Origin of the sequence: Pseudorhodobacter sp. MZDSW-24AT, from assembly GCF_002794355.1 — a bacterium.
Classification (GTDB): Bacteria; Pseudomonadota; Alphaproteobacteria; order Rhodobacterales; family Rhodobacteraceae; genus Pseudotabrizicola.
Window position 1 is genome coordinate 1 of record NZ_PGOI01000004.1, and the last position, 20,350, is coordinate 20,350.

A 20,350-nucleotide genomic window follows, 5' to 3' on the forward strand; every position below is an offset into this window, starting at 1 on the left:
GTGATGCCGGGCGACAACCTGAAGTTCAACGTTGAACTGATCGCCCCGATCGCGATGGAAGAAAAACTGCGCTTCGCCATCCGCGAAGGCGGCCGCACCGTCGGCGCAGGCGTGGTGTCGAAAATCATCGCCTGAGGCAACCGCTTTGGAGAGATTTGGGGCGCGCGGGGAACCGTGCGCCCCTTTTTCATAGGCCCGCGCGCTTGCGGCACTTGGCGGGCTTTGTTAGGCTTCAGCCCTGCCGGAGGAGATCGACATGGACCAGACCGCCTGACCCGTTCTTGCAACGTCTCAGATCGAAAGGCCCGTCCATGCCATTCCTTGACCCGACCGCCACACATCCGCTTGTGTTTCCCGATGGGCGCACACATCCCGATATGGTGCATCTGAACCGCGTGATCGATCACCCGAACATGCAGATCGGCGATCACAGCTACGCCAATGATTTCGCGCCGCCGCAGGATTGGGCCGCGCATCTGGCCCCCTATCTTTACCCCGGCGCGCCCGAGCGGCTGGTGATCGGGCGATTCTGCCAGATCGCGCATGGGGTGCGTTTCATCACGGCCTCGGCCAATCACGCGATGACGGGGTTTACCACCTATCCCTTTGGCGTTTTTGACCCGGAGACGCTGGAAGCCTATCGCGGCAGCTTTGCGGATCTGCCGGATACCATCATCGGCCATGATGTCTGGATCGGGCATGGCGCGCTTATTCTGCCGGGCGTGACCCTTGGCAATGGGGTGATTGTCGGGGCGGGGGCCGTGGTGGCCCGCGACGTGCCCGATTATGCGATCGTGGCGGGAAATCCAGCGCGGGTTCTGCGTCTGCGCTTTGCCCCCGAGGTGATTGTGCGGCTGCTTGCACTGGCGTGGTGGGATCAGCCCTTGGCGCGCCTTCGTGGGGCCTTGCCTGCGCTTGTCGGCGACGACATCGACGTGCTGGAAACCGCGTTTGCCCCTTGACGCGCGCGCGCCGCTGCCGTAACCCACCGCGTAAGGATAGGGGTATAGCTCAGTTGGTAGAGCGACGGTCTCCAAAACCGTAGGTCGCGGGTTCAAGCCCTGCTGCCCCTGCCATTTCCCACAGATGTGAATCAAGTCGACCTGTCTCTGGGTCAGTCTGGGTGATTCGCTTGAAATGCACATATCCCCGATTGTGGCACAATTTTACGGCACTCTTTGGGGTTGAAATCTCTGCATGTGACGGAACGTCAAATCGCAGATTTTTCTAAAAAAGTCGCCGTTCAACCCGCCTTGGCTTATGACTTGGCCACATTTTCATAAGGTGAGATTTGGCGATGCGTGTTGTGAGATTCCCTTTGTTTGGCTTGGTTTCTGCGGCGCTTCTGGCCGCCAGCCCCGTGGCCGCCGCGACGCTCACCGCTGATGAAATCATGGGCCAGTTCAATCTGGTGGTTTTCGGCAATCATAGCCTGAATTCACAAGTGCATGGTCGGGCCTTTGTCGGGGGTGATCTGGTCGGCAACTCCGGGTCGATGACCACCAGCAATTACACGCTGCCGCCTTCGAGCTTTGCGGATGTCACCGTCGCGGGCGATATCCGGTCGGGCGATGTGAACACCAAGGGCGGCGCCTCTGTGCAGGTCGGTGGTGCGATTGTGGCGCCGTCCAAGGTGAACAATGCCGGTTCCGTGCAGGTCGGCGTCGCAGGACTGGACGCGGTGGCCGCCAGCTTTGAGGAAACGCTGAAGAAGGCCTCGCAAGACATCCGCGCGCAATCGGCCAATGCAAGCTTGTCCAACTTCAACGGCACGCAGGGGTGGCAAGCGGTGGGGCTGGCGGGTCAGCAGACCGTTCTGTCGATCGCGGCCTCCGATCTGAACCGAAACGAATTGAACATCGACCTGAACGGCGCCTTGTCGATCCTGATCAACGTGTCGGGATCGTCGGTCAACCTTGCCAAGAACTTCAATACCCCTGTCGGCATCGGTTCGAATGTCATCTGGAACTTTTACGAAGCCACGTCGCTGACGTTGTCAAATCGCTGGGTTGGCTCTGTGTTGGCGCCTTTGGCGGCCGTGACGAACGGCAACAACATTCACGGCACTTTGGTGGCTGCGTCCTTCACGCAAGGGGGGCAGGTGCATCAACAGTCATGGGCTGGCAAGATCCCGACGCCCGAGGTGGTTCCTCCGGCGGTCCCGCTGCCAGCGGCGGGGTGGCTGTTGCTTGCCGGTGTCGCGGGGCTGGCGGCCTTGCGGCGGCGGCGCGCGGCGTAACGCGGCGCCGGGACGAACGGTTCCGGCTTGAATTCACGGGGCCAAGGGCGTATCTGACCCACGAACCCAAATGACCGGACCCGACACATGGCCAAGACCAACCCCCTTCAGTTTGTTCAGCAAGTGCGCGGCGAAGTGGCCAAGGTCGTTTGGCCGACCCGGCGCGAAGTCGTCTTGACCACGATCATGGTGTTCATCATGGCCGCGCTTACGGCGACCTTCTTCAGCTTGGTCGATCTTGGCATCCGCACCGCACTTGCGGCCGTGCTGACCGCGTTCTGACTCGGCGGCGGACGCGTTAGCCCTTGAATTCCAAGGCCGGGGACGGTATGCCGCCCCAAGTTCAAGGGCGATCCGGCGCGCAATGATTCGTGTTGCGCGCTGTTTTTTGTTCCTCCGGGGCGACAGGCAGTTCGCGTAAGTCGTTGAACAGATATGAATTTCGGGCGTCATGACGCTCGGGCAGACAGGGTGAAGCAGGCATGGCCAAGCGGTGGTATTCGGTAAGCGTTCTCTCGAATTTCGAGAAGAAAGTTGCCGAACAGATCAGAACGGCCGTGGAAGAGGCCAACCTGACCGAAGAGATCGACGAAGTTCTGGTCCCCACCGAAGAGGTGATCGAGGTTCGTCGCGGCAAGAAGGTGACGTCTGAGCGTCGTTTCATGCCCGGCTATGTGCTGGTGCGGATGGAGATGACAAACCGCGGCTATCACCTGATCTCGTCGATCAACCGCGTGACCGGCTTCCTTGGCCCACAAGGCAAACCGATGCCGATGCGGGATTCGGAAGTGAACCAGATCCTGAACCGTGTCGAAGAGGGTGAGGCTGCGCCGCGCAATCTGATCCGCTTCGATGTGGGTGAGAAGGTCAAGGTGACGGACGGGCCCTTCGAAGGCTTTGACGGCATGGTCGAGGATGTTGATGAAGAGCACAGCCGCCTGAAGGTGTCGGTGTCGATCTTCGGTCGCGCCACGCCGGTTGAACTGGAATTCACTCAGGTCACCAAAGGGGTCTGAGTGCAGCGTGTGGGAGGCGAGCGCCGCGTGCATGCGCGGTGACGAACCGAACCACTAAACCGCATCCTCCAATTCCGGGTGGATGCAGTGACAAAGGAGAGGCCAGATGGCCAAGAAAATTATCGGCAGCCTCAAGCTGCAAGTCAAAGCGGGCCAAGCGAACCCATCACCGCCGGTCGGTCCGGCGCTGGGTCAGCGCGGTTTGAACATCATGGCGTTCGTGAAGGAATTCAACGCCAAGACCGCTGATCTCACGCCCGGCACCCCGACGCCCGTGATCATCACCTATTACCAGGACAAGTCGTTCAGCCTCGAGCTGAAAACCGCTCCTGCGTCGTTCCTGCTCAAGCAGGCGGCTGGTCTGCCGCCGGTTGGCAAGCGCAACCGCGCCAAAGGTTCGGCAAAGCCGGGCCGCGAAGTGGCTGGCAAGGTGAGCGTGGCGCAAATCCGCCAGATCGCCGAAACCAAGATGAAAGACCTGAACGCCAACTCGATCGAAGCGGCGATGCAGATCATCCTTGGCTCTGCCAAGTCCTGCGGCATCGAAGTGAAGGGCTGATCATCATGGCAAAAGTTGCAAAACGCACCGCTGCTGCACGCGCCCTGTTCGACGGTAAGAACATGGTCTCTGTCGAGGATGCCGTGGCTCTGATCAAAAAGGCCGCTTCGGCCAAGTTTGACGAGACGCTGGAAATCGCGATGAACCTGGGCGTTGACCCGCGTCACGCTGACCAGATGGTCCGCGGCGTGGTTCAGCTGCCGAACGGCACCGGCAAAACCGTGCGCGTCGCCGTGTTCGCCCGTGGCGCCAAGGCTGATGAAGCCAAGGCCGCTGGTGCAGACATCGTTGGCGCCGAAGACCTGATGGAAACCATCCAGCAGGGCAAGATCGAGTTCGACCGTTGCATCGCGACGCCGGACATGATGCCGATCGTTGGCCGTCTTGGCAAAATCCTTGGCCCGCGCAACCTGATGCCGAACCCGAAGGTCGGCACGGTGACGATGGATGTGAAAACCGCTGTCGAAGCGGCCAAAGGCGGCGAAGTGCAGTTCAAGGTCGAAAAAGCCGGTGTGATCCATGCCGGGATCGGCAAGATCTCGTTCGACGATGCCAAGCTGGCTGAAAACGTCCGTGCCTTCGTTGACGCCGTCACCAAGGCCCGCCCGACCGGTGCAAAAGGCGCTTATGTCAAGAAAGTCTCGCTTTCTTCGACCATGGGCCCCGGCATCGCGCTGGACCTGACCTCGGCTTCGGCCTGAGGCTTTTGAAATTCCCGACCCTTCGGGGGAGGGATGGCCGGGCGCAAGCGCCCGGTCCTGTCCGAGACGGTGGGTGGCCATCTGGCCTTAATCTTCCTGCCTGAGATGGGGAACGAGACGATTTTCACCCTCGGGTGATCTTGGCCTACGGAACCCTTCGCGGACCCGAATGCCCCTGTTCGCAGGGGCCAACTTGAGCCGGGGGGAGACCCCCATACTTGGAGTGAAACTGTGGATAGAGCCCAGAAAGAGAAAGTGGTCGAGGAACTCGGCCAAATCTTCGAAAGCTCTGGCGTTGTGGTGATTGCTCACTACGCGGGAATGACGGTTGCACAGATGCAGGACCTGCGCGCAAAAATGCGCGAAGTAGGTGGGTCCGTTCGCGTTGCCAAGAACAAGCTCGCCAAGATCGCCCTTGAAGGGAAACCCGGCGCTAAGATGGGTGACCTCCTCACGGGCATGACCGTGTTTGCTTATTCGGAAGATCCAGTCGCTGCGGCGAAGGTCACCGAAGCATATGCCAAGGGGAACGACAAGTTCGTGATCCTCGGCGGTGCCATGGGCAAAGACGTTCTGGACCAAGCCGGTGTCAAGGCTGTGGCGTCCATGCCGTCGCGTGACGAGCTTATTGCTCAGATCGTTTCGTGCATCGGTGCTCCGGCTTCGAACATCGCTGGTGCGATTGGCGCGCCTGCTTCGAACATCGCAAGCATCCTGTCGACCATCGAGGAAAAGGCAGCCGCCTGATCTTCGCGTCCTGCGTGGGTTGATCTCACGTCGTTGGAACCCCATCTTTATTAACGGAATGAAAAAATGGCTGATCTGAACAAACTCGCCGAAGAAATCGTTGGCCTGACCCTGCTGCAGGCTCAGGAACTGAAAACCATCCTGAAAGACACCTACGGCATCGAGCCTGCTGCTGGCGGCGCTGTCATGGTTGCTGGCCCGGCGGCTGGCGCTGCTGCAGCTCCGGCTGAAGAGCAGACCGAATTCGACGTCGTCCTGACCGACGCTGGCGCAAACAAGATCAACGTGATCAAAGAAGTGCGCGCGATCACCGGTCTGGGCCTGAAAGAAGCCAAGGATCTGGTCGAAGCTGGCGGCAAGGTGAAAGAGCAAGTCTCGAAAGCCGACGCAGAAGGCTTCAAGAAGAAGCTCGAAGAGGCTGGCGCCAAGGTCGAGCTGAAGTAATCGCGCTTGCGGAGCGATCCGCAACGATGATTTCCGGCTGGGGATGGAGAGATCCGTCCCCAGCCAAACGCGTCTTGAAAGGGGTTTTTGCGAAAATCTCTCTCCAGGTGCGGCGCGGCTCGGGAGCGGTCCTACGGGACGGATCGCATGAATAGAGCCAATCCCCCTTCGCCAGCGGCGCATGAACGTGGCCCGACGTTCCTTCGCCCGCGACACGACAGACAAAGGTGACGACGAGCATGGCGCAAGCTTACGTAGGCCAGAAACGCATCCGCCGCTATTATGGCAAGATCCGTGAAGTTCTGGAGATGCCGAACCTGATCGAGGTTCAGAAATCTTCTTACGACCTGTTCCTGAACTCGGGCGAGGGCCCGAAACCCGCTGATGGCGAGGGCATTCAGGGCACGTTCCAATCGGTGTTCCCGATCAAGGACTTCAACGAAACGGCCGTTCTGGAATTCGTGAAATACGAGCTGGAAAAGCCGAAATACGACGTGGACGAGTGCCAGCAGCGCGACATGACCTATGCGGCGCCGCTGAAGGTGACGCTGCGTCTGATCGTGTTTGATGTCGACGAAACCACCGGGGCCCGGTCGGTCAAGGACATCAAAGAGCAAGACGTCTACATGGGTGACATGCCCCTGATGACCTCGAACGGGACGTTCATCGTGAACGGCACCGAGCGCGTGATCGTCAGCCAGATGCACCGGTCTCCCGGCGTGTTCTTCGACCATGACAAGGGCAAGACCCACTCTTCGGGCAAGCTGTTGTTTGCCTGCCGCATCATTCCTTACCGTGGTTCTTGGCTCGACTTTGAATTCGACGCCAAGGACATCGTGTTCGCCCGTATCGACCGTCGCCGCAAGCTGCCGGTGACGACCCTGCTTTATGCCCTTGGCATGGATCAGGAAGCGATCATGGACGCTTACTACAACACCGTGAATTACCAATATGTGAAGAACAAAGGCTGGGTCACCAAGTTCTTCCCGGAACGTGTGCGCGGCACCCGTCCGACCTTTGATCTGGTCGATGCCGCCACCGGCGAAGTCATCCTGAAGGCCGGCGACAAGGCGACGCCGCGGATGGTGAAAAAGTGGATCGATGACGGCGAGATCACCGAGCTGCTGGTGCCTTTCGACCACATCATGGGTCGTTACGTTGCCAAAGACATCATCAATGAAGAAACCGGTGAGATCTGGGTCGAGGCCGGTGACGAGCTGACCTGGGAACTGGACCGCGATGGCGAGGTCAAGGGCGGCAGCGTCAAGGTGCTGCTGGATCAAGGCATCACCGAGATCCCGGTACTCGACATCGACAACGTCAACGTCGGCCCCTACATCCGCAACACCATGGCGGCGGACAAGAACATGGGCCGCGACACCGCGCTCATGGACATCTACCGCGTCATGCGTCCGGGTGAGCCGCCGACCGTCGAGGCCGCAAGCCAGCTGTTCGACACGCTGTTCTTCGATAAGGACCGTTACGACCTGTCCGCCGTTGGCCGGGTCAAGATGAACATGCGTCTGGATCTGGGCAAGCCCGACACCCAGCGCACGCTGGACCGTGACGACATCATCTCCTGCATCAAGGCCTTGACCGAGCTGCGCGACGGCAAGGGTGAGATCGACGACATCGACCACCTCGGCAACCGCCGGGTGCGTTCGGTTGGCGAATTGATGGAGAACCAGTATCGCGTGGGCCTGCTCCGTATGGAGCGTGCGATCAAAGAGCGTATGTCTTCGGTCGAGATCGACACGATCATGCCGCAAGACCTGATCAACGCGAAACCGGCTGCGGCTGCGGTGCGTGAATTCTTTGGCTCCTCGCAGCTGTCGCAGTTCATGGACCAGACCAACCCGCTGTCCGAAGTCACCCACAAGCGCCGTCTGTCGGCTCTTGGGCCGGGCGGTCTGACGCGGGAACGTGCAGGCTTTGAGGTGCGCGACGTTCACCCGACCCACTACGGCCGGATGTGCCCGATTGAAACGCCGGAAGGTCAGAACATCGGTCTGATCAACTCGCTGGCCACCTTCGCCCGCGTGAACAAATACGGCTTTATCGAAACACCCTATCGCAAGGTGGTCGACAACAAGGTGACCGATGAGGTCGTCTACATGTCGGCAACCGAAGAAATGCGCCACACCGTCGCTCAGGCGAACGCGGCGCAGGACGCGGAAGGCCGCTTCACCGATGACCTGATTTCCTCTCGGAAAGCAGGCGAATTCATGCTGAACCCGCCAGACGCGATCGACCTGATCGACGTTTCGCCGAAACAGCTTGTGTCGGTCGCAGCGTCGCTGATCCCGTTCCTTGAAAACGACGACGCCAACCGCGCTCTGATGGGCTCGAACATGCAACGTCAGGCCGTGCCGCTGCTTCAGGCAGATGCACCCTTTGTCGGCACCGGGATCGAGGCGGTTGTCGCCCGCGACTCCGGCGCGGCCATCATGGCCCGCCGCGCAGGTGTGATCGACCAGGTCGACGCAACGCGTATCGTTGTGCGCGCCACCGAGATGCTGGAGCCGGGCGAGCCAGGGGTGGACATCTACCGCCTGCGCAAGTTCAAGCGCTCGAACCAATCGTCCTGCATCAACCAGCGCCCGCTGGTGAAGGTGGGCGACAGTGTCGCGCGCGCGCAGGTGATCGCCGATGGCCCTTGCACCGATTTCGGTGAATTGGCACTGGGCCGGAACGTCATCGTCGCGTTCATGCCTTGGAACGGCTACAACTACGAAGACTCGATCCTGATTTCGGAACGCATCCTGCGCGACGACGTGTTCACCTCGATCCACATCGAGGAATACGAAGTGGCGGCCCGCGATACGAAGCTGGGGCCAGAGGAAATCACCCGCGACATTCCGAACGTCGGTGAAGAAGCGCTGCGCAACCTCGACGAGGCGGGCATCGTTTACATCGGCGCCGAAGTGGCTCCGGGCGACATTCTGGTGGGCAAGATCACGCCAAAGGGCGAAAGCCCGATGACGCCGGAAGAAAAACTGCTGCGCGCCATCTTTGGTGAAAAAGCGTCGGACGTGCGCGATACCTCGCTGCGCCTGCCGCCCGGGGCTTATGGCACCATCGTCGAAGTGCGGGTGTTCAACCGGCACGGCGTCGACAAGGACGAGCGCGCCCTGCAGATCGAGCGGGAAGAGGTTGAACGTCTGGCCCGTGACCGGGACGACGAGCTGACCATTCTGGAACGCAACATCTACTCGCGTCTGAAAACCCTGATCATGGGCAAGACGGCTGTCAAAGGCCCGAAAGGCGTCAAGGCAGGGTCGACCATCGACGACGAACTCTTGGGCACGCTGTCGCGTGGCCAGTGGTGGCAGCTGGCCCTTGGTGAAGAAGCCGAGGCCAAGGATGTCGAAGCGCTGCACGACCAGTTCGAAGCCCAGAAGCGCGCGCTTGAGCACCGCTTTGAGGATAAGGTCGAAAAGGTCCGTCGCGGCGACGATCTGCCTCCGGGTGTGATGAAGATGGTCAAGGTGTTCGTGGCGGTGAAGCGCAAGCTGCAACCGGGCGACAAGATGGCCGGTCGTCACGGCAACAAAGGGGTTATCTCCAAGGTCGTTCCGATCGAGGACATGCCCTTCCTTGCAGATGGCACCGCGGTCGACCTCGTTCTGAACCCGCTCGGCGTGCCGAGCCGGATGAACGTGGGGCAGATCTTGGAAACCCACATGGGCTGGGCCGCGCGCGGTCTGGGCCTGCAAATCGACGAGGCGCTGAAAGAGTATCGGCGCAAGGGCGACCTGACCCCGGTCAAGGAAGCCATGCGGATCGCTTATGGGGACGAAACCTACGCACAGGCCTTTGCGGATCGTGAAGATGACGATCTGCTGGAACTGGCAGGGAACGTGACCAGAGGCGTGCCGATCGCCACGCCGGTTTTCGATGGCGCCAAGGAGCTGGACGTGAACGACGCGCTGACCCGCGCCGGGTTCGACACCTCGGGCCAGTCGGTGGTGTTCGATGGCCGCACCGGCGAGCAGTTCCAGCGCAAGGTGACCGTGGGCGTGAAATACATGCTCAAGCTGCATCACCTTGTCGATGACAAGCTGCACGCCCGTTCGACCGGGCCTTACAGCCTTGTGACCCAGCAACCGCTGGGCGGTAAGGCGCAGTTCGGTGGTCAGCGTCTTGGGGAGATGGAGGTCTGGGCTCTGGAAGCTTACGGCGCCGCCTATACCCTGCAAGAGATGCTGACGGTCAAGTCGGATGACGTGGCAGGCCGCACCAAGGTCTACGAGTCGATCGTCAAGGGCGAGGACAATTTTGAAGCCGGCGTGCCGGAATCCTTCAACGTTCTCGTCAAGGAGGTCCGCGGTTTGGGCCTCAACATGGAACTCCTGGATGCGGAGGAAGAGTGACGATGTTTCAGGAGGGTGCGTGCAAGCACGCACCCTACCCAGAAGCCGTAAGGTGCGTGCTTGCACGCACCACACCTTCCCCCGCCGCCCCCATTCATAAGGTATGAAATGAACCAGGAACTCAGCACCAACCCGTTCAACCCGGTTGCGCCGATCAAGACCTTCGACGAAATCAAGATCAGTCTGGCCTCGCCAGAGCGGATCCTGTCGTGGTCCTTCGGTGAGATCAAGAAGCCGGAAACCATCAACTACCGCACGTTCAAGCCCGAGCGTGACGGCCTGTTCTGCGCGCGTATCTTTGGCCCGATCAAGGATTACGAATGCCTCTGCGGCAAATACAAGCGCATGAAATATCGCGGCGTTGTCTGCGAAAAATGCGGCGTCGAAGTCACCCTGCAAAAGGTGCGGCGCGAGCGGATGGGCCATATCGAGCTCGCCGCGCCTGTCGCCCACATCTGGTTCCTGAAATCGCTGCCGTCCCGCATCGGTCTGATGCTGGACATGACGCTGCGGGATCTGGAACGCATCCTTTACTTCGAAAACTACGTCGTGATCGAACCCGGTCTGACCGATCTGACCTATGGTCAGCTGATGACCGAGGAAGAATTCCTCGACGCGCAGGACCAGTATGGCGCTGACGCCTTCACCGCCAACATCGGTGCCGAAGCGATCCGCGAAATGCTGGCTGCGATCGATCTGGAACAGACTGCCGACACCCTTCGCGAAGAGCTGAAGGAAGCCACGGGCGAGCTGAAGCCGAAGAAGATCATCAAGCGTCTGAAGATCGTCGAATCCTTCCTCGAGTCGGGCAACCGCCCCGAGTGGATGGTTCTGACCGTGCTGCCGGTGATCCCGCCGGAACTGCGCCCGCTGGTCCCTCTGGACGGTGGCCGCTTCGCCACGTCCGACCTGAACGACCTCTATCGCCGCGTCATCAACCGCAACAACCGTCTGAAGCGGCTGATCGAACTGCGTGCGCCCGATATCATCGTGCGCAACGAAAAGCGGATGCTGCAAGAAGCGGTGGACGCGCTGTTCGACAACGGCCGTCGTGGCCGTGTGATCACGGGCACCAACAAGCGCCCGCTGAAATCGCTGTCCGACATGCTGAAAGGCAAGCAGGGCCGCTTCCGTCAGAACCTTCTGGGAAAACGCGTGGACTTCTCGGGTCGTTCGGTCATCGTGACCGGCCCGGAACTCAAGCTGCACCAGTGTGGTCTGCCGAAAAAGATGGCGCTGGAGCTGTTCAAGCCCTTCATCTACTCGCGTCTGGAAGCCAAGGGCCTTTCCAGCACCGTGAAGCAGGCGAAGAAGCTGGTCGAGAAAGAGCGCCCGGAGGTCTGGGATATCCTTGATGAGGTGATCCGCGAACACCCGGTTCTGCTGAACCGCGCGCCGACGCTGCACCGTCTGGGCATTCAGGCGTTCGAGCCCATGCTGATCGAAGGCAAGGCGATCCAGCTGCACCCGCTGGTCTGCTCGGCCTTCAACGCCGACTTCGACGGCGACCAGATGGCCGTGCACGTCCCGCTGAGCCTTGAGGCCCAGTTGGAAGCCCGCGTGTTGATGATGTCGACGAACAACGTTCTGTCGCCCGCCAACGGCGCGCCGATCATCGTTCCGTCGCAGGACATGGTTCTGGGTCTGTATTACACGACCATGGAACGCAAAGGCATGGTCGGCGAAGGCATGGTCTTCACCAATGTCGACGAAGTCGAACATGCGCTTGCGGGCGGTGCCGTGCATCTGCACGCCAAGATTCAGGCGCGCATCAAGCAAATCGACGAGCATGGCAACGAAGTGTGGAAGCGCTTTGAAACCACGCCGGGCCGTCTGCGTCTGGGCAACCTGTTGCCGCTGAACGCCAAGGCGCCCTTCGATCTGGTGAACCGCTTGCTGCGGAAGAAAGACGTGCAGAACGTCATCGACACCGTCTACCGCTATTGCGGTCAGAAAGAGTCGGTCATCTTCTGTGACCAGATCATGACGATGGGCTTCCGCGAAGCGTTCAAGGCCGGGATCTCCTTCGGCAAGGACGACATGCTGATCCCCGAAAACAAGTGGGACATCGTGGGCGAAGTCCGCGATCAGGTGAAGGAATTCGAACAACAGTACATGGACGGCCTGATCACTCAGGGCGAAAAGTACAACAAGGTTGTCGATGCCTGGTCCAAGTGTAACGACAAACTGACCGAAGCCATGATGTCGACCATCTCGGCTCCGCGCTTCAATGATGCCGGTGCCGAACAGGAACCGAACTCGGTTTACATGATGGCGCACTCCGGTGCTCGGGGTTCGGTCAGCCAGATGAAACAGCTGGGCGGGATGCGCGGCCTGATGTCGAAGCCGAACGGCGCGATCATCGAGACGCCGATCATCTCGAACTTCAAGGAAGGTCTGACCGTTCTTGAATACTTCAACTCGACCCACGGCGCCCGGAAGGGTCTGTCGGACACCGCGTTGAAGACAGCAAACTCGGGTTACCTGACCCGTCGTCTGGTGGACGTGGCACAAGATTGCATCGTGCGGGCCCATGATTGCGGCACCGACCGGGCGATCACCGCCGAAGCCGCTGTCAACGACGGTGAGGTGATCCAGACGCTGGCAGACCGCGTTCTGGGCCGCGTCTCCGCCGATGATGTGCTGGTCCCGGGCACCGATGAGGTGCTGGTGGCCGCGGGCGAGCTGATCGACGAGCGTCGTGCCGACCTGATCGAGCAGGCAGGCATTGCGGTCATGCGCATCCGTTCGCCGCTGACCTGTGAGGCCGAAGAGGGCGTTTGCGCCATGTGCTATGGCCGTGACCTTGCGCGCGGCACGCTGGTGAACAGCGGTGAAGCGGTCGGCATCATCGCCGCCCAATCCATCGGGGAACCGGGCACACAGCTCACGATGCGCACCTTCCACATCGGCGGGATTGCGCAGGGTGGTCAGCAGTCGTTCCTGGAAGCCAGCCAAGAAGGCAAGATCGAGTTCCGCAATGCGAACCTGCTGGAAAACGCCAATGGCGAGCAGATCGTGATGGGCCGGAACATGTCGATCGCCATCGTGGACGAGACCGGGCACGAGCGCGCGGTGCACAAGATCACCTACGGTTCCAAGGTCCATGTGAAGGACGGGGCCGAGGTGAAGCGTGGCGCCAAGCTGTTCGAATGGGACCCCTACACCCTTCCGATCATCGCGGAAAAGGGCGGTGTGGCAAAGTTCGTCGACCTGATTTCGGGGATCTCGGTCCGCGAAGACACCGACGATGCCACCGGGATGACCCAGAAGATCGTGGCCGACTGGCGCTCTGCGCCGAAGGGCAACGATCTGAAGCCGGAAGTCATCATCATGGACCCGTCCACGGGCGAGCCTGTGCGTGGGGAAAATGGCAACCCGATCAGCTACCCGATGTCGGTGGACGCGATCCTGTCGGTCGAAGATCAGCAGGACATCAAGCCCGGCGACGTGGTGGCGCGTATCCCGCGCGAAGGCGCCAAGACCAAGGACATCACCGGGGGTCTGCCCCGCGTGGCGGAACTGTTCGAGGCCCGTCGTCCGAAGGATCACGCGATCATCGCCGAGATGGATGGCTACGTCCGCTTCGGGAAAGACTACAAGAACAAGCGCCGCATCACGGTGGAACCCGTCGATGAGACGATGACGGCCGTGGAATACATGATCCCCAAGGGCAAGCACATTCCTGTTCAGGAAGGCGACTTCGTCCAGAAGGGTGACTACATCATGGACGGCAACCCGGCTCCGCATGACATCCTGCGGATCATGGGGGTCGAGGCGCTTGCGAACTACATGATCGACGAGGTGCAGGACGTTTACCGACTGCAGGGCGTGAAGATCAACGACAAGCACATCGAAGTCATCGTGCGTCAGATGCTGGTGAAACTGGAAGTGCTGGACGGGGGCGACACGACGCTGCTGAAGGGCGAACAGGTCGAGAAGATCGAGCTGGACGAAGAGAACCAGAAGGCCCGCAACCGTGGCGGGCGCGAGGCGAAGGCCGAGCCGGTGCTGCTGGGGATCACCAAGGCGTCGCTGCAGACGCGGTCCTTCATCTCGGCGGCCTCCTTCCAAGAGACGACGCGGGTGCTGACCGAGGCTTCGGTTCAGGGCAAGCGGGACAAGCTGGTGGGCCTGAAAGAGAACGTCATCGTCGGCCGGTTGATCCCGGCAGGCACCGGTGGCGCGACCAGCAAGGTCAAGAAGATCGCCGCCGATCGGGACACCGACGTGATCGAGGCGCGTCGGGGCGAGGCCGAACAGGCCGCAGCCTTGGCCGCTCCGATGGAGGACGTGGTCGATCTGGCGACCGAGGCCGGACTGGCGGACCCGTTCGACAGCCGCGGCTGAGCATCGTCTGACCGTTGAAACCCTTGCCCCCGCCTGTTGTGAGACAGGCGGGGGTTTTTCGTTTTCCCCCTGTGTTACAACTGAGGGACTCTCATACTTTCAATGGGTTGACCCGGTCGCGTTAAGGAATTGGCAAGACTTTCCCACAGCGGAGCCCCGCCCATGACAAAGGGGGCGGCCCTGTGGTGCCGCCCCCCCCCTGTTCTGGTCTGGCTGGTGCGCGGGTGCGCCGTCAGTGCGCGGCGCCGGAGCCGCCGACGGCCACGATGGTGTAGGGCACCCCGGCCACCGGGATCTGCCGCACTTCGGCAAAGGTTTCGGTCGAGATCAGCCGCACCACCCCTTTCAGCGGATCGGTGAGCGCGATGTGGCCGCCTGCCACCGCCAGACGCGGGCGCGGGTCGCGCCAGTGGCCGTCCATCGAATAGGGCTCGGTCACGGTGACGCTTTGCGTGATCGTCCCGCTGAGAATATCGAGCAGATGGAGCTGGCCATCTTCCGTGAGGATATAGCCGTTGCGGGCGATCACAGGGTCAAGCGCGAAATCCACCCGGCGGGTCGGCAGCGCGATCTTGCGGAAGGGCGCGTCGCTGCCGGGTTCGATCAGCACCACGGCATCGGGGCCATAATTGCCAAGGAAGAACTGGAGCGCGGTGCCGCCCTTGAGGGTAGAGACATTGCCTTCGCCCAGCTCTGCCGTGGGCAGATGCTGCAACACCGGCGCGCCGCCATTCGCTGCCGGGGTGGCCAGCACGACGCCATCCTTGCAGCCAAAGGCAAAGACGCGCGCCGATTGCGCCTGACCATGCACGCCGGGGCAGGGCATCACATCGCCCAGCTGTGCGCCGCTTTGGTCGATGACCTTGACGCCCACGCGCGGCGCATCCGCCGTTTCACCCGGCACCGAGACAACAAGATAATCGCCCATCGGCGCGGCCAGCCCATGATGGGCGGCGCCGGGTTCCAGCGTGACGGGGGCAAAGGGTTCGGCCCGCAGGGCCGCTTCGGTGAAGAGCTGCACCGCCCCCGTGCCATCGTCAAACAGCGCGATCTGGCCCGACCCTTCCACCACATGCGCCGGGGTGGTGCCGGTCAGGGTGAGGTTGAGCAAGGCCGGATCGGTGATCTTGAGATCGGCGTGATCGCCGTGATCTTCCAGCGTGATGCCGCTGTCGATCAGCGCCACCTTGCCCGATGCGCCTTGCACCGCAAAGACGGTGCTGCCCACCGCCGTGAGGGCAGGGGTCATGTCGAGCGCGAAATCGCCCAACATAGCCCCGGTGTCGGCATCCAGCGCGTGCACCACGCCGTTGGCGTGATCGCCGACGAACAGCCGATGGGCCTGTTCGGGCACATCCTGCGCTTGGGCTGTGCTGGCGGCCAGCAGCATGGCTGTCGACAGCCAAGGACGGATGACGGATGTTTTGCGGGTCATGGCCCACCTCCATACTTCAGTTGCGCCTTTCTGTTATTGTATAACATAACTGAACGCCAGCGCCGATTTCGGGAGAGCCCCGTGCCGATGTAACCCCAGATTGTAACCCACACATCTCTGCCCCTTTCCGGCGGCGGCCCTGCGGCCTAAGCAAGGGCGCAAGGCAGGAGACGGTGGATGCAGCTTTCCGACAATGCGCGTGGCGCGGTCTATATGATGGTGGCGATGGCGGCCTTTACGCTGAATGACGCCACGATGAAGGCATTGACGCAGGACGTTCCGCTGTTTCAGGCGATTGCGATGCGCGGCGGGCTGATGCTGGTGGGGCTGATCTTGCTGGCCAAGCTGATGGGGCAGTGGAAGGTGGCGCTGCCCCGCCGAGACGGGATGATGGTGGGGCTGCGCTGCGTGGCCGAGATCATCTCGACCGTGCTGTTTCTGGCGGCGCTGATGCATATGCCGCTGGCGAACCTGTCGGCGATCATGCAGGCGCTGCCGCTTGCGGTGACGCTGGCGGCGGCGGTGGTGTTCAAGGAAAAGATCGGTTGGCGGCGGCTGACCGCCATTCTGATTGGCTTTGTGGGGGTGCTGATCGTTATTCGCCCCGGGCCGGACGGGTTTGACGTCTGGTCGCTGATGGGGTTGCTGTCGGTGGCCTTTGTGGTGGTGCGTGACCTGAGCACGCGGAGCGTGAGCCAAGCGGTGCCATCGGTGATGGTGGCGGTCTGGGCCTCGGTCGCGGTGACAACGGCGGCGGGGCTGTCGAGCCTTGTGCAAGGCTGGCAGCCGCTGACGCCGGGGCAGGGCGGGCTGGTGCTGCTGGCCTCGATGGCGCTGGTGGTGGGCTATCTGTTCGCCGTGATGGTGATGCGGGTGGGGGACATTGGTTTTGTGGCCCCGTTCCGCTACACCGCGTTGATCTGGGCCATCCTTCTGGGCTGGCTGGTGTTTGGCGCGCTGCCTGACCCGCTGACCTTGACGGGCGCAGGGCTGGTGGTGGCGACGGGGCTGTTCACCCTGTGGCGCGAGCGCAAGATGAAGGCGCGCCCGGCCTGAGCCAAAGGGGCGGCAGGATGGCGCCCGCCCCATGGCCACAAGGCCGCGCGGGGGGCTCCTGTTGACATCAGGTGCGACTCCCCCTATACGCCCGGCTATCTGACATGCGGAGAGATCGGCATTTCGGACCCAGAATGCTTGATGTGGTCAAGATCCGGGCCAAAAGCCCCGATCCTCTGGAAGTCCACCGCGTTATCCCTGCGCAGGGATAAGTGCGGTTTTGTGCTTTGCGATTCGCGCAAGGCACACGTCGAGAAGCAGTGCCCCAAGGTCTGGGGCGAGTATTGACAGCAACACGAGGAACGTGAATGCCGACTATTCAGCAGCTCATCCGCAAACCGCGGGAGCCTAACGTGCGCAAGACCAAGTCGCAGCACTTGGAAGCTTGCCCCCAGAAGCGTGGTGTGTGCACCCGCGTCTACACCACCACCCCGAAGAAGCCGAACTCGGCTATGCGGAAAGTCGCCAAGGTGCGTCTGACCAATGGCTTCGAAGTCATCAGCTACATCCCCGGTGAAAAGCACAACCTGCAAGAGCACTCGGTTGTTCTGATCCGTGGCGGCCGTGTGAAAGACCTTCCGGGTGTGCGTTACCACATCCTGCGCGGTGTTCTGGATACCCAGGGCGTGAAAGAGCGTCGTCAGCGTCGTTCGAAGTATGGCGCGAAGCGTCCGAAGTGAGGGTTTGAAACATGTCTCGTCGTCACGCCGCTGAAAAACGCGAAATCCTCCCCGATGCCAAGTATGGCGATCGGGTTCTGACCAAGTTCATGAACAACCTGATGCTGGACGGGAAGAAATCCGTCGCAGAATCGATCGTTTACGGTGCGCTTTCCCGCGTGGAAACCCGCCTGAAGCGTGAACCGATCCAGGCTTTCCATGAAGCGCTGGAAAACGTGAAACCGTCCGTCGAAGTGCGTTCGCGCCGCGTCGGGGGTGCCACCTATCAGGTTCCCGTCGAAGTGCGTTCCGAGCGCCGCGAAGCTTTGGCCATCCGCTGGCTGATCATCGCTGCCCGCAAGCGCAACGAAAACACCATGGAAGAACGTCTGGCTGCTGAACTCTCGGACGCGGTGAACAACCGTGGCACCGCCGTGAAAAAGCGCGAAGACACCCACAAGATGGCCGACGCGAACAAAGCGTTCAGCCACTACCGCTGGTAAGGGGTTTACATGGCACGCGACTATCCGCTGGAACGCTATCGGAACTTCGGCATCATCGCCCATATCGATGCCGGCAAGACCACCACGTCCGAGCGTATCCTGTATTACACAGGCAAATCGCACAAAATCGGTGAGGTGCATGACGGCGCCGCAACGATGGACTGGATGGAGCAAGAGCAAGAGCGTGGGATCACCATCACCTCGGCTGCGACCACCACCTTCTGGAACCGTCAGATTGATCCGGGCACCGACGGCTCTGACAAGAGCAAGAAGTTCCGCTTCAACATCATCGACACCCCCGGACACGTGGACTTCACCATTGAAGTCGAGCGTTCGCTGGCCGTGCTCGACGGCGCTGTGGTTCTGCTCGACGGCAACGCCGGTGTGGAGCCGCAGACCGAAACCGTGTGGCGTCAGGCTGACCGCTACAAGGTTCCGCGGATCGTGTTCGTCAACAAGATGGACAAGACCGGCGCTGACTTCATGAAATGCGTGCGCATGATCAAGGACCGCACCGGGGCAAACGCTGTTCCGATCGTTCTGCCGATTGGCGCCGAAGACAAGCTGGAAGGCATCATCGACCTCGTGACCATGGAAGAATGGGTCTATGAGGGCGAAGATCTGGGCGCGTCGTGGAAGCGTCAGCCGATCCGTGCCGAGCTGAAGGACGAAGCCGACGAATGGCGTCTGAACCTGCTGGAAACCGCAGTGGGCCAAGACGACGAAGCGATGGAAGCCTATCTCGAAGGCAACGAGCCTTCGGCCGAGAAGCTGCGCGAGCTGATCCGCAAGGGCACGCTGGCGATCGAATTCATCCCCGTAATGGCTGGGTCTTCGTTCAAGAACAAAGGCGTGCAGCCTCTGCTCAACGCCGTGATCGACTATCTGCCAAGCCCGCTCGACGTGCCGCCCTACATGGGCTTCGCACCGGGTGACGAGACGGAAACCCGCAACATCGCCCGTTCGGCGGATGATGATCAGCCCTTCTCGGCTCTGGCGTTCAAGATCATGAACGACCCCTTCGTGGGCTCCCTGACCTTCACCCGGATCTATTCGGGCAAGCTGGCCAAGGGCGACGGCATGCTGAACGCGACCAAGCAGCGCAAAGAGCGCGTTGGCCGTATGATGATGATGCACGCCATCGAGCGTGAGGAAATCACCGAAGCCTTCGCAGGCGACATCATCGCGCTTGGCGGTCTGAAAGAAACCACCACCGGGGACACGCTTTGTGATCCGGCGGCCCCCGTTGTTCTGGAAACCATGACCTTCCCGGTCCCGGTGATCGAGATCGCGGTGGAACCAAAGACCAAGGCCGACCAAGAAAAGATGGGCATCGCTTTGGCCCGTCTGGCTGCCGAAGACCCGTCCTTCCGTGTGGAAACCGACCTCGAAAGCGGTCAGACCATCATGAAGGGCATGGGCGAACTTCACCTCGACATCCTCGTCGACCGTATGCGTCGCGAGTTCAAGGTCGAGGCGAACATCGGTGCGCCGCAGGTGGCCTATCGCGAAACGATCTCGCGCGAGCATGAAATCGACTACACGCACAAGAAGCAGACCGGTGGTACGGGTCAGTTCGCGCGCGTGAAGCTGATCATCTCGCCGACCGAACCGGGCGAAGGCTATTCGTTCGAGTCGAAGATCGTGGGTGGTGCGGTTCCGAAGGAATACATCCCCGGCGTCGAAAAGGGCATCAAGTCGGTCATGGACTCCGGTCCGCTGGCAGGCTTCCCGGTGATCGACTTCAAGGTTGCGCTGATCGACGGTGCGTTCCACGATGTTGACTCCAGCGTTCTGGCCTTTGAAATCGCCTCGCGGGCAGCCATGCGCGAAGGTCTGAAAAAGGCCGGTGCGAAACTGCTCGAGCCGATCATGAAAGTCGAAGTCGTCACCCCGGAAGAATACACCGGCGGCGTCATCGGCGACCTGACCTCGCGTCGGGGCATGGTGACGGGGCAGGACAGCCGCGGCAACGCCAACGTGATCTCTTCGATGGTGCCGCTGGCCAACATGTTCGGCTACATCAACACGCTGCGCTCGATGACCTCGGGCCGGGCCGTGTTCTCGATGGAGTTCGACCATTACGACGCGGTTCCGCAGAACATCTCGGACGAGATCCAGAAGAAATACGCTTAATCCGGTGCGGCGGGGTGAACCCCGCCCTACCACCCCTGTAGGGCGGGGCGACCCGCCGCATCCGATACATGAATGAGGAGTTGCCCAGATGGCAAAGGCAAAGTTTGAACGGAACAAACCGCACGTCAACAT

15 protein-coding genes, 1 tRNA gene and 1 pseudogene are annotated in these 20,350 nt (G+C 61.1%); 16 read left to right on the forward strand and 1 reads right to left on the reverse strand.

From position 1 onward, the window contains the following. The 12 genes and pseudogenes from tuf to rpoC form a co-directional block, all read left to right on the forward strand. Window positions 1–135 (forward strand): annotated as a pseudogene (gene tuf / locus CUR21_RS04855) (elongation factor Tu); the annotation flags it as partial. Between the two features lie 176 nt (window positions 136–311). After that, the gene (locus tag CUR21_RS04860) at window positions 312–962 is read left to right on the forward strand and encodes a CatB-related O-acetyltransferase (RefSeq protein WP_100195912.1); all 651 of its coding nucleotides are present in this window, start codon (window positions 312–314) and stop codon (window positions 960–962) included. A gap of 38 nt (window positions 963–1,000) precedes the next feature. Then, window positions 1,001–1,076, forward strand: a tRNA-Trp gene (locus CUR21_RS04865). Between the two features lie 221 nt (window positions 1,077–1,297). After that, entirely contained in the window at window positions 1,298–2,239 is a 942-nt protein-coding gene (locus CUR21_RS04870; RefSeq protein ID WP_100195913.1) for a choice-of-anchor A family protein, read from the forward strand. 87 nt (window positions 2,240–2,326) lie between these two features. After that, entirely contained in the window at window positions 2,327–2,521 is a 195-nt protein-coding gene (secE, locus tag CUR21_RS04875) for a preprotein translocase subunit SecE (RefSeq protein ID WP_100195914.1), read from the forward strand. Between the two features lie 200 nt (window positions 2,522–2,721). Continuing rightward, window positions 2,722–3,255 (forward strand): transcription termination/antitermination protein NusG, encoded by a 534-nt coding sequence (nusG, locus tag CUR21_RS04880; RefSeq protein ID WP_100195915.1) that lies wholly within the window; start codon window positions 2,722–2,724, stop codon window positions 3,253–3,255. 106 nt (window positions 3,256–3,361) lie between these two features. Further along, a complete protein-coding gene (gene rplK / locus CUR21_RS04885; RefSeq protein ID WP_100195916.1) occupies window positions 3,362–3,814 on the forward strand; it encodes a 50S ribosomal protein L11 in 453 nt (150 codons plus the stop codon). 5 nt (window positions 3,815–3,819) lie between these two features. Beyond that, the gene (rplA, locus tag CUR21_RS04890) at window positions 3,820–4,515 is read left to right on the forward strand and encodes a 50S ribosomal protein L1 (RefSeq protein ID WP_100195917.1); all 696 of its coding nucleotides are present in this window, start codon (window positions 3,820–3,822) and stop codon (window positions 4,513–4,515) included. 231 nt (window positions 4,516–4,746) lie between these two features. Then, window positions 4,747–5,262, forward strand: coding sequence for a 50S ribosomal protein L10 (gene rplJ / locus CUR21_RS04895; protein ID WP_100195918.1), 516 nt, complete (start codon window positions 4,747–4,749; stop codon window positions 5,260–5,262). A gap of 66 nt (window positions 5,263–5,328) precedes the next feature. Beyond that, entirely contained in the window at window positions 5,329–5,706 is a 378-nt protein-coding gene (gene rplL, locus CUR21_RS04900; RefSeq protein WP_100195919.1) for a 50S ribosomal protein L7/L12, read from the forward strand. A 239-nt stretch (window positions 5,707–5,945) separates the two neighbouring features. Continuing rightward, entirely contained in the window at window positions 5,946–10,079 is a 4,134-nt protein-coding gene (gene rpoB / locus CUR21_RS04905) for a DNA-directed RNA polymerase subunit beta (protein WP_100195920.1), read from the forward strand. Between the two features lie 108 nt (window positions 10,080–10,187). Next, on the forward strand, window positions 10,188–14,429 hold the full coding sequence (gene rpoC / locus CUR21_RS04910) for a DNA-directed RNA polymerase subunit beta' (protein WP_100195921.1): 4,242 nt from the start codon (window positions 10,188–10,190) through the stop codon (window positions 14,427–14,429). Window positions 14,430–14,661: 232 nt separating this feature from the next. On the opposite strand, the gene CUR21_RS04915 is transcribed toward rpoC, so the two are convergent. Continuing rightward, window positions 14,662–15,864: a metallochaperone AztD gene (locus CUR21_RS04915; RefSeq protein ID WP_100195922.1), complete on the reverse strand. Its 1,203-nt coding sequence runs from the start codon at window positions 15,862–15,864 to the stop codon at window positions 14,662–14,664. Between the two features lie 177 nt (window positions 15,865–16,041). Between CUR21_RS04915 and CUR21_RS04920 the strand changes: the two genes are divergently transcribed. The 4 genes from CUR21_RS04920 (at window position 16,042) to fusA (ending at window position 20,218) form a co-directional block, all read left to right on the forward strand. Beyond that, window positions 16,042–16,920: a DMT family transporter gene (locus CUR21_RS04920; protein ID WP_198431621.1), complete on the forward strand. Its 879-nt coding sequence runs from the start codon at window positions 16,042–16,044 to the stop codon at window positions 16,918–16,920. Between the two features lie 308 nt (window positions 16,921–17,228). Further along, window positions 17,229–17,600, forward strand: coding sequence for a 30S ribosomal protein S12 (gene rpsL, locus CUR21_RS04925; protein WP_100195923.1), 372 nt, complete (start codon window positions 17,229–17,231; stop codon window positions 17,598–17,600). A gap of 11 nt (window positions 17,601–17,611) precedes the next feature. After that, complete coding sequence (gene rpsG, locus CUR21_RS04930) at window positions 17,612–18,082, forward strand: 30S ribosomal protein S7 (RefSeq protein WP_100195924.1); 471 nt, start codon at window positions 17,612–17,614, stop codon at window positions 18,080–18,082. A 9-nt stretch (window positions 18,083–18,091) separates the two neighbouring features. Beyond that, window positions 18,092–20,218 carry an elongation factor G gene (fusA, locus tag CUR21_RS04935; RefSeq protein WP_100195925.1) on the forward strand — a complete coding sequence of 709 codons (2,127 nt, stop codon included), beginning with the start codon at window positions 18,092–18,094 and terminating at the stop codon, window positions 20,216–20,218. Window positions 20,219–20,350 lie beyond the last annotated feature (132 nt).

Coding starts and splice junctions, on each gene's coding strand:
- CUR21_RS04870 (WP_100195913.1), top strand. CDS start 1,298: ATGCGTGTTGTGAGATTCCCTTTGTTTGGCTTGGTTTCTGCGGCGCTT.
- rplK (WP_100195916.1), top strand. CDS start 3,362: ATGGCCAAGAAAATTATCGGCAGCCTCAAGCTGCAAGTCAAAGCGGGC.
- CUR21_RS04920 (WP_198431621.1), top strand. CDS start 16,042: ATGCAGCTTTCCGACAATGCGCGTGGCGCGGTCTATATGATGGTGGCG.
- CUR21_RS04915 (WP_100195922.1), bottom strand. CDS start 15,864: ATGACCCGCAAAACATCCGTCATCCGTCCTTGGCTGTCGACAGCCATG.
- rpoB (WP_100195920.1), top strand. CDS start 5,946: ATGGCGCAAGCTTACGTAGGCCAGAAACGCATCCGCCGCTATTATGGC.
- rpoC (WP_100195921.1), top strand. CDS start 10,188: ATGAACCAGGAACTCAGCACCAACCCGTTCAACCCGGTTGCGCCGATC.
- rpsL (WP_100195923.1), top strand. CDS start 17,229: ATGCCGACTATTCAGCAGCTCATCCGCAAACCGCGGGAGCCTAACGTG.
- secE (WP_100195914.1), top strand. CDS start 2,327: ATGGCCAAGACCAACCCCCTTCAGTTTGTTCAGCAAGTGCGCGGCGAA.
- rplL (WP_100195919.1), top strand. CDS start 5,329: ATGGCTGATCTGAACAAACTCGCCGAAGAAATCGTTGGCCTGACCCTG.
- CUR21_RS04860 (WP_100195912.1), top strand. CDS start 312: ATGCCATTCCTTGACCCGACCGCCACACATCCGCTTGTGTTTCCCGAT.
- nusG (WP_100195915.1), top strand. CDS start 2,722: ATGGCCAAGCGGTGGTATTCGGTAAGCGTTCTCTCGAATTTCGAGAAG.
- rplA (WP_100195917.1), top strand. CDS start 3,820: ATGGCAAAAGTTGCAAAACGCACCGCTGCTGCACGCGCCCTGTTCGAC.
- fusA (WP_100195925.1), top strand. CDS start 18,092: ATGGCACGCGACTATCCGCTGGAACGCTATCGGAACTTCGGCATCATC.
- rpsG (WP_100195924.1), top strand. CDS start 17,612: ATGTCTCGTCGTCACGCCGCTGAAAAACGCGAAATCCTCCCCGATGCC.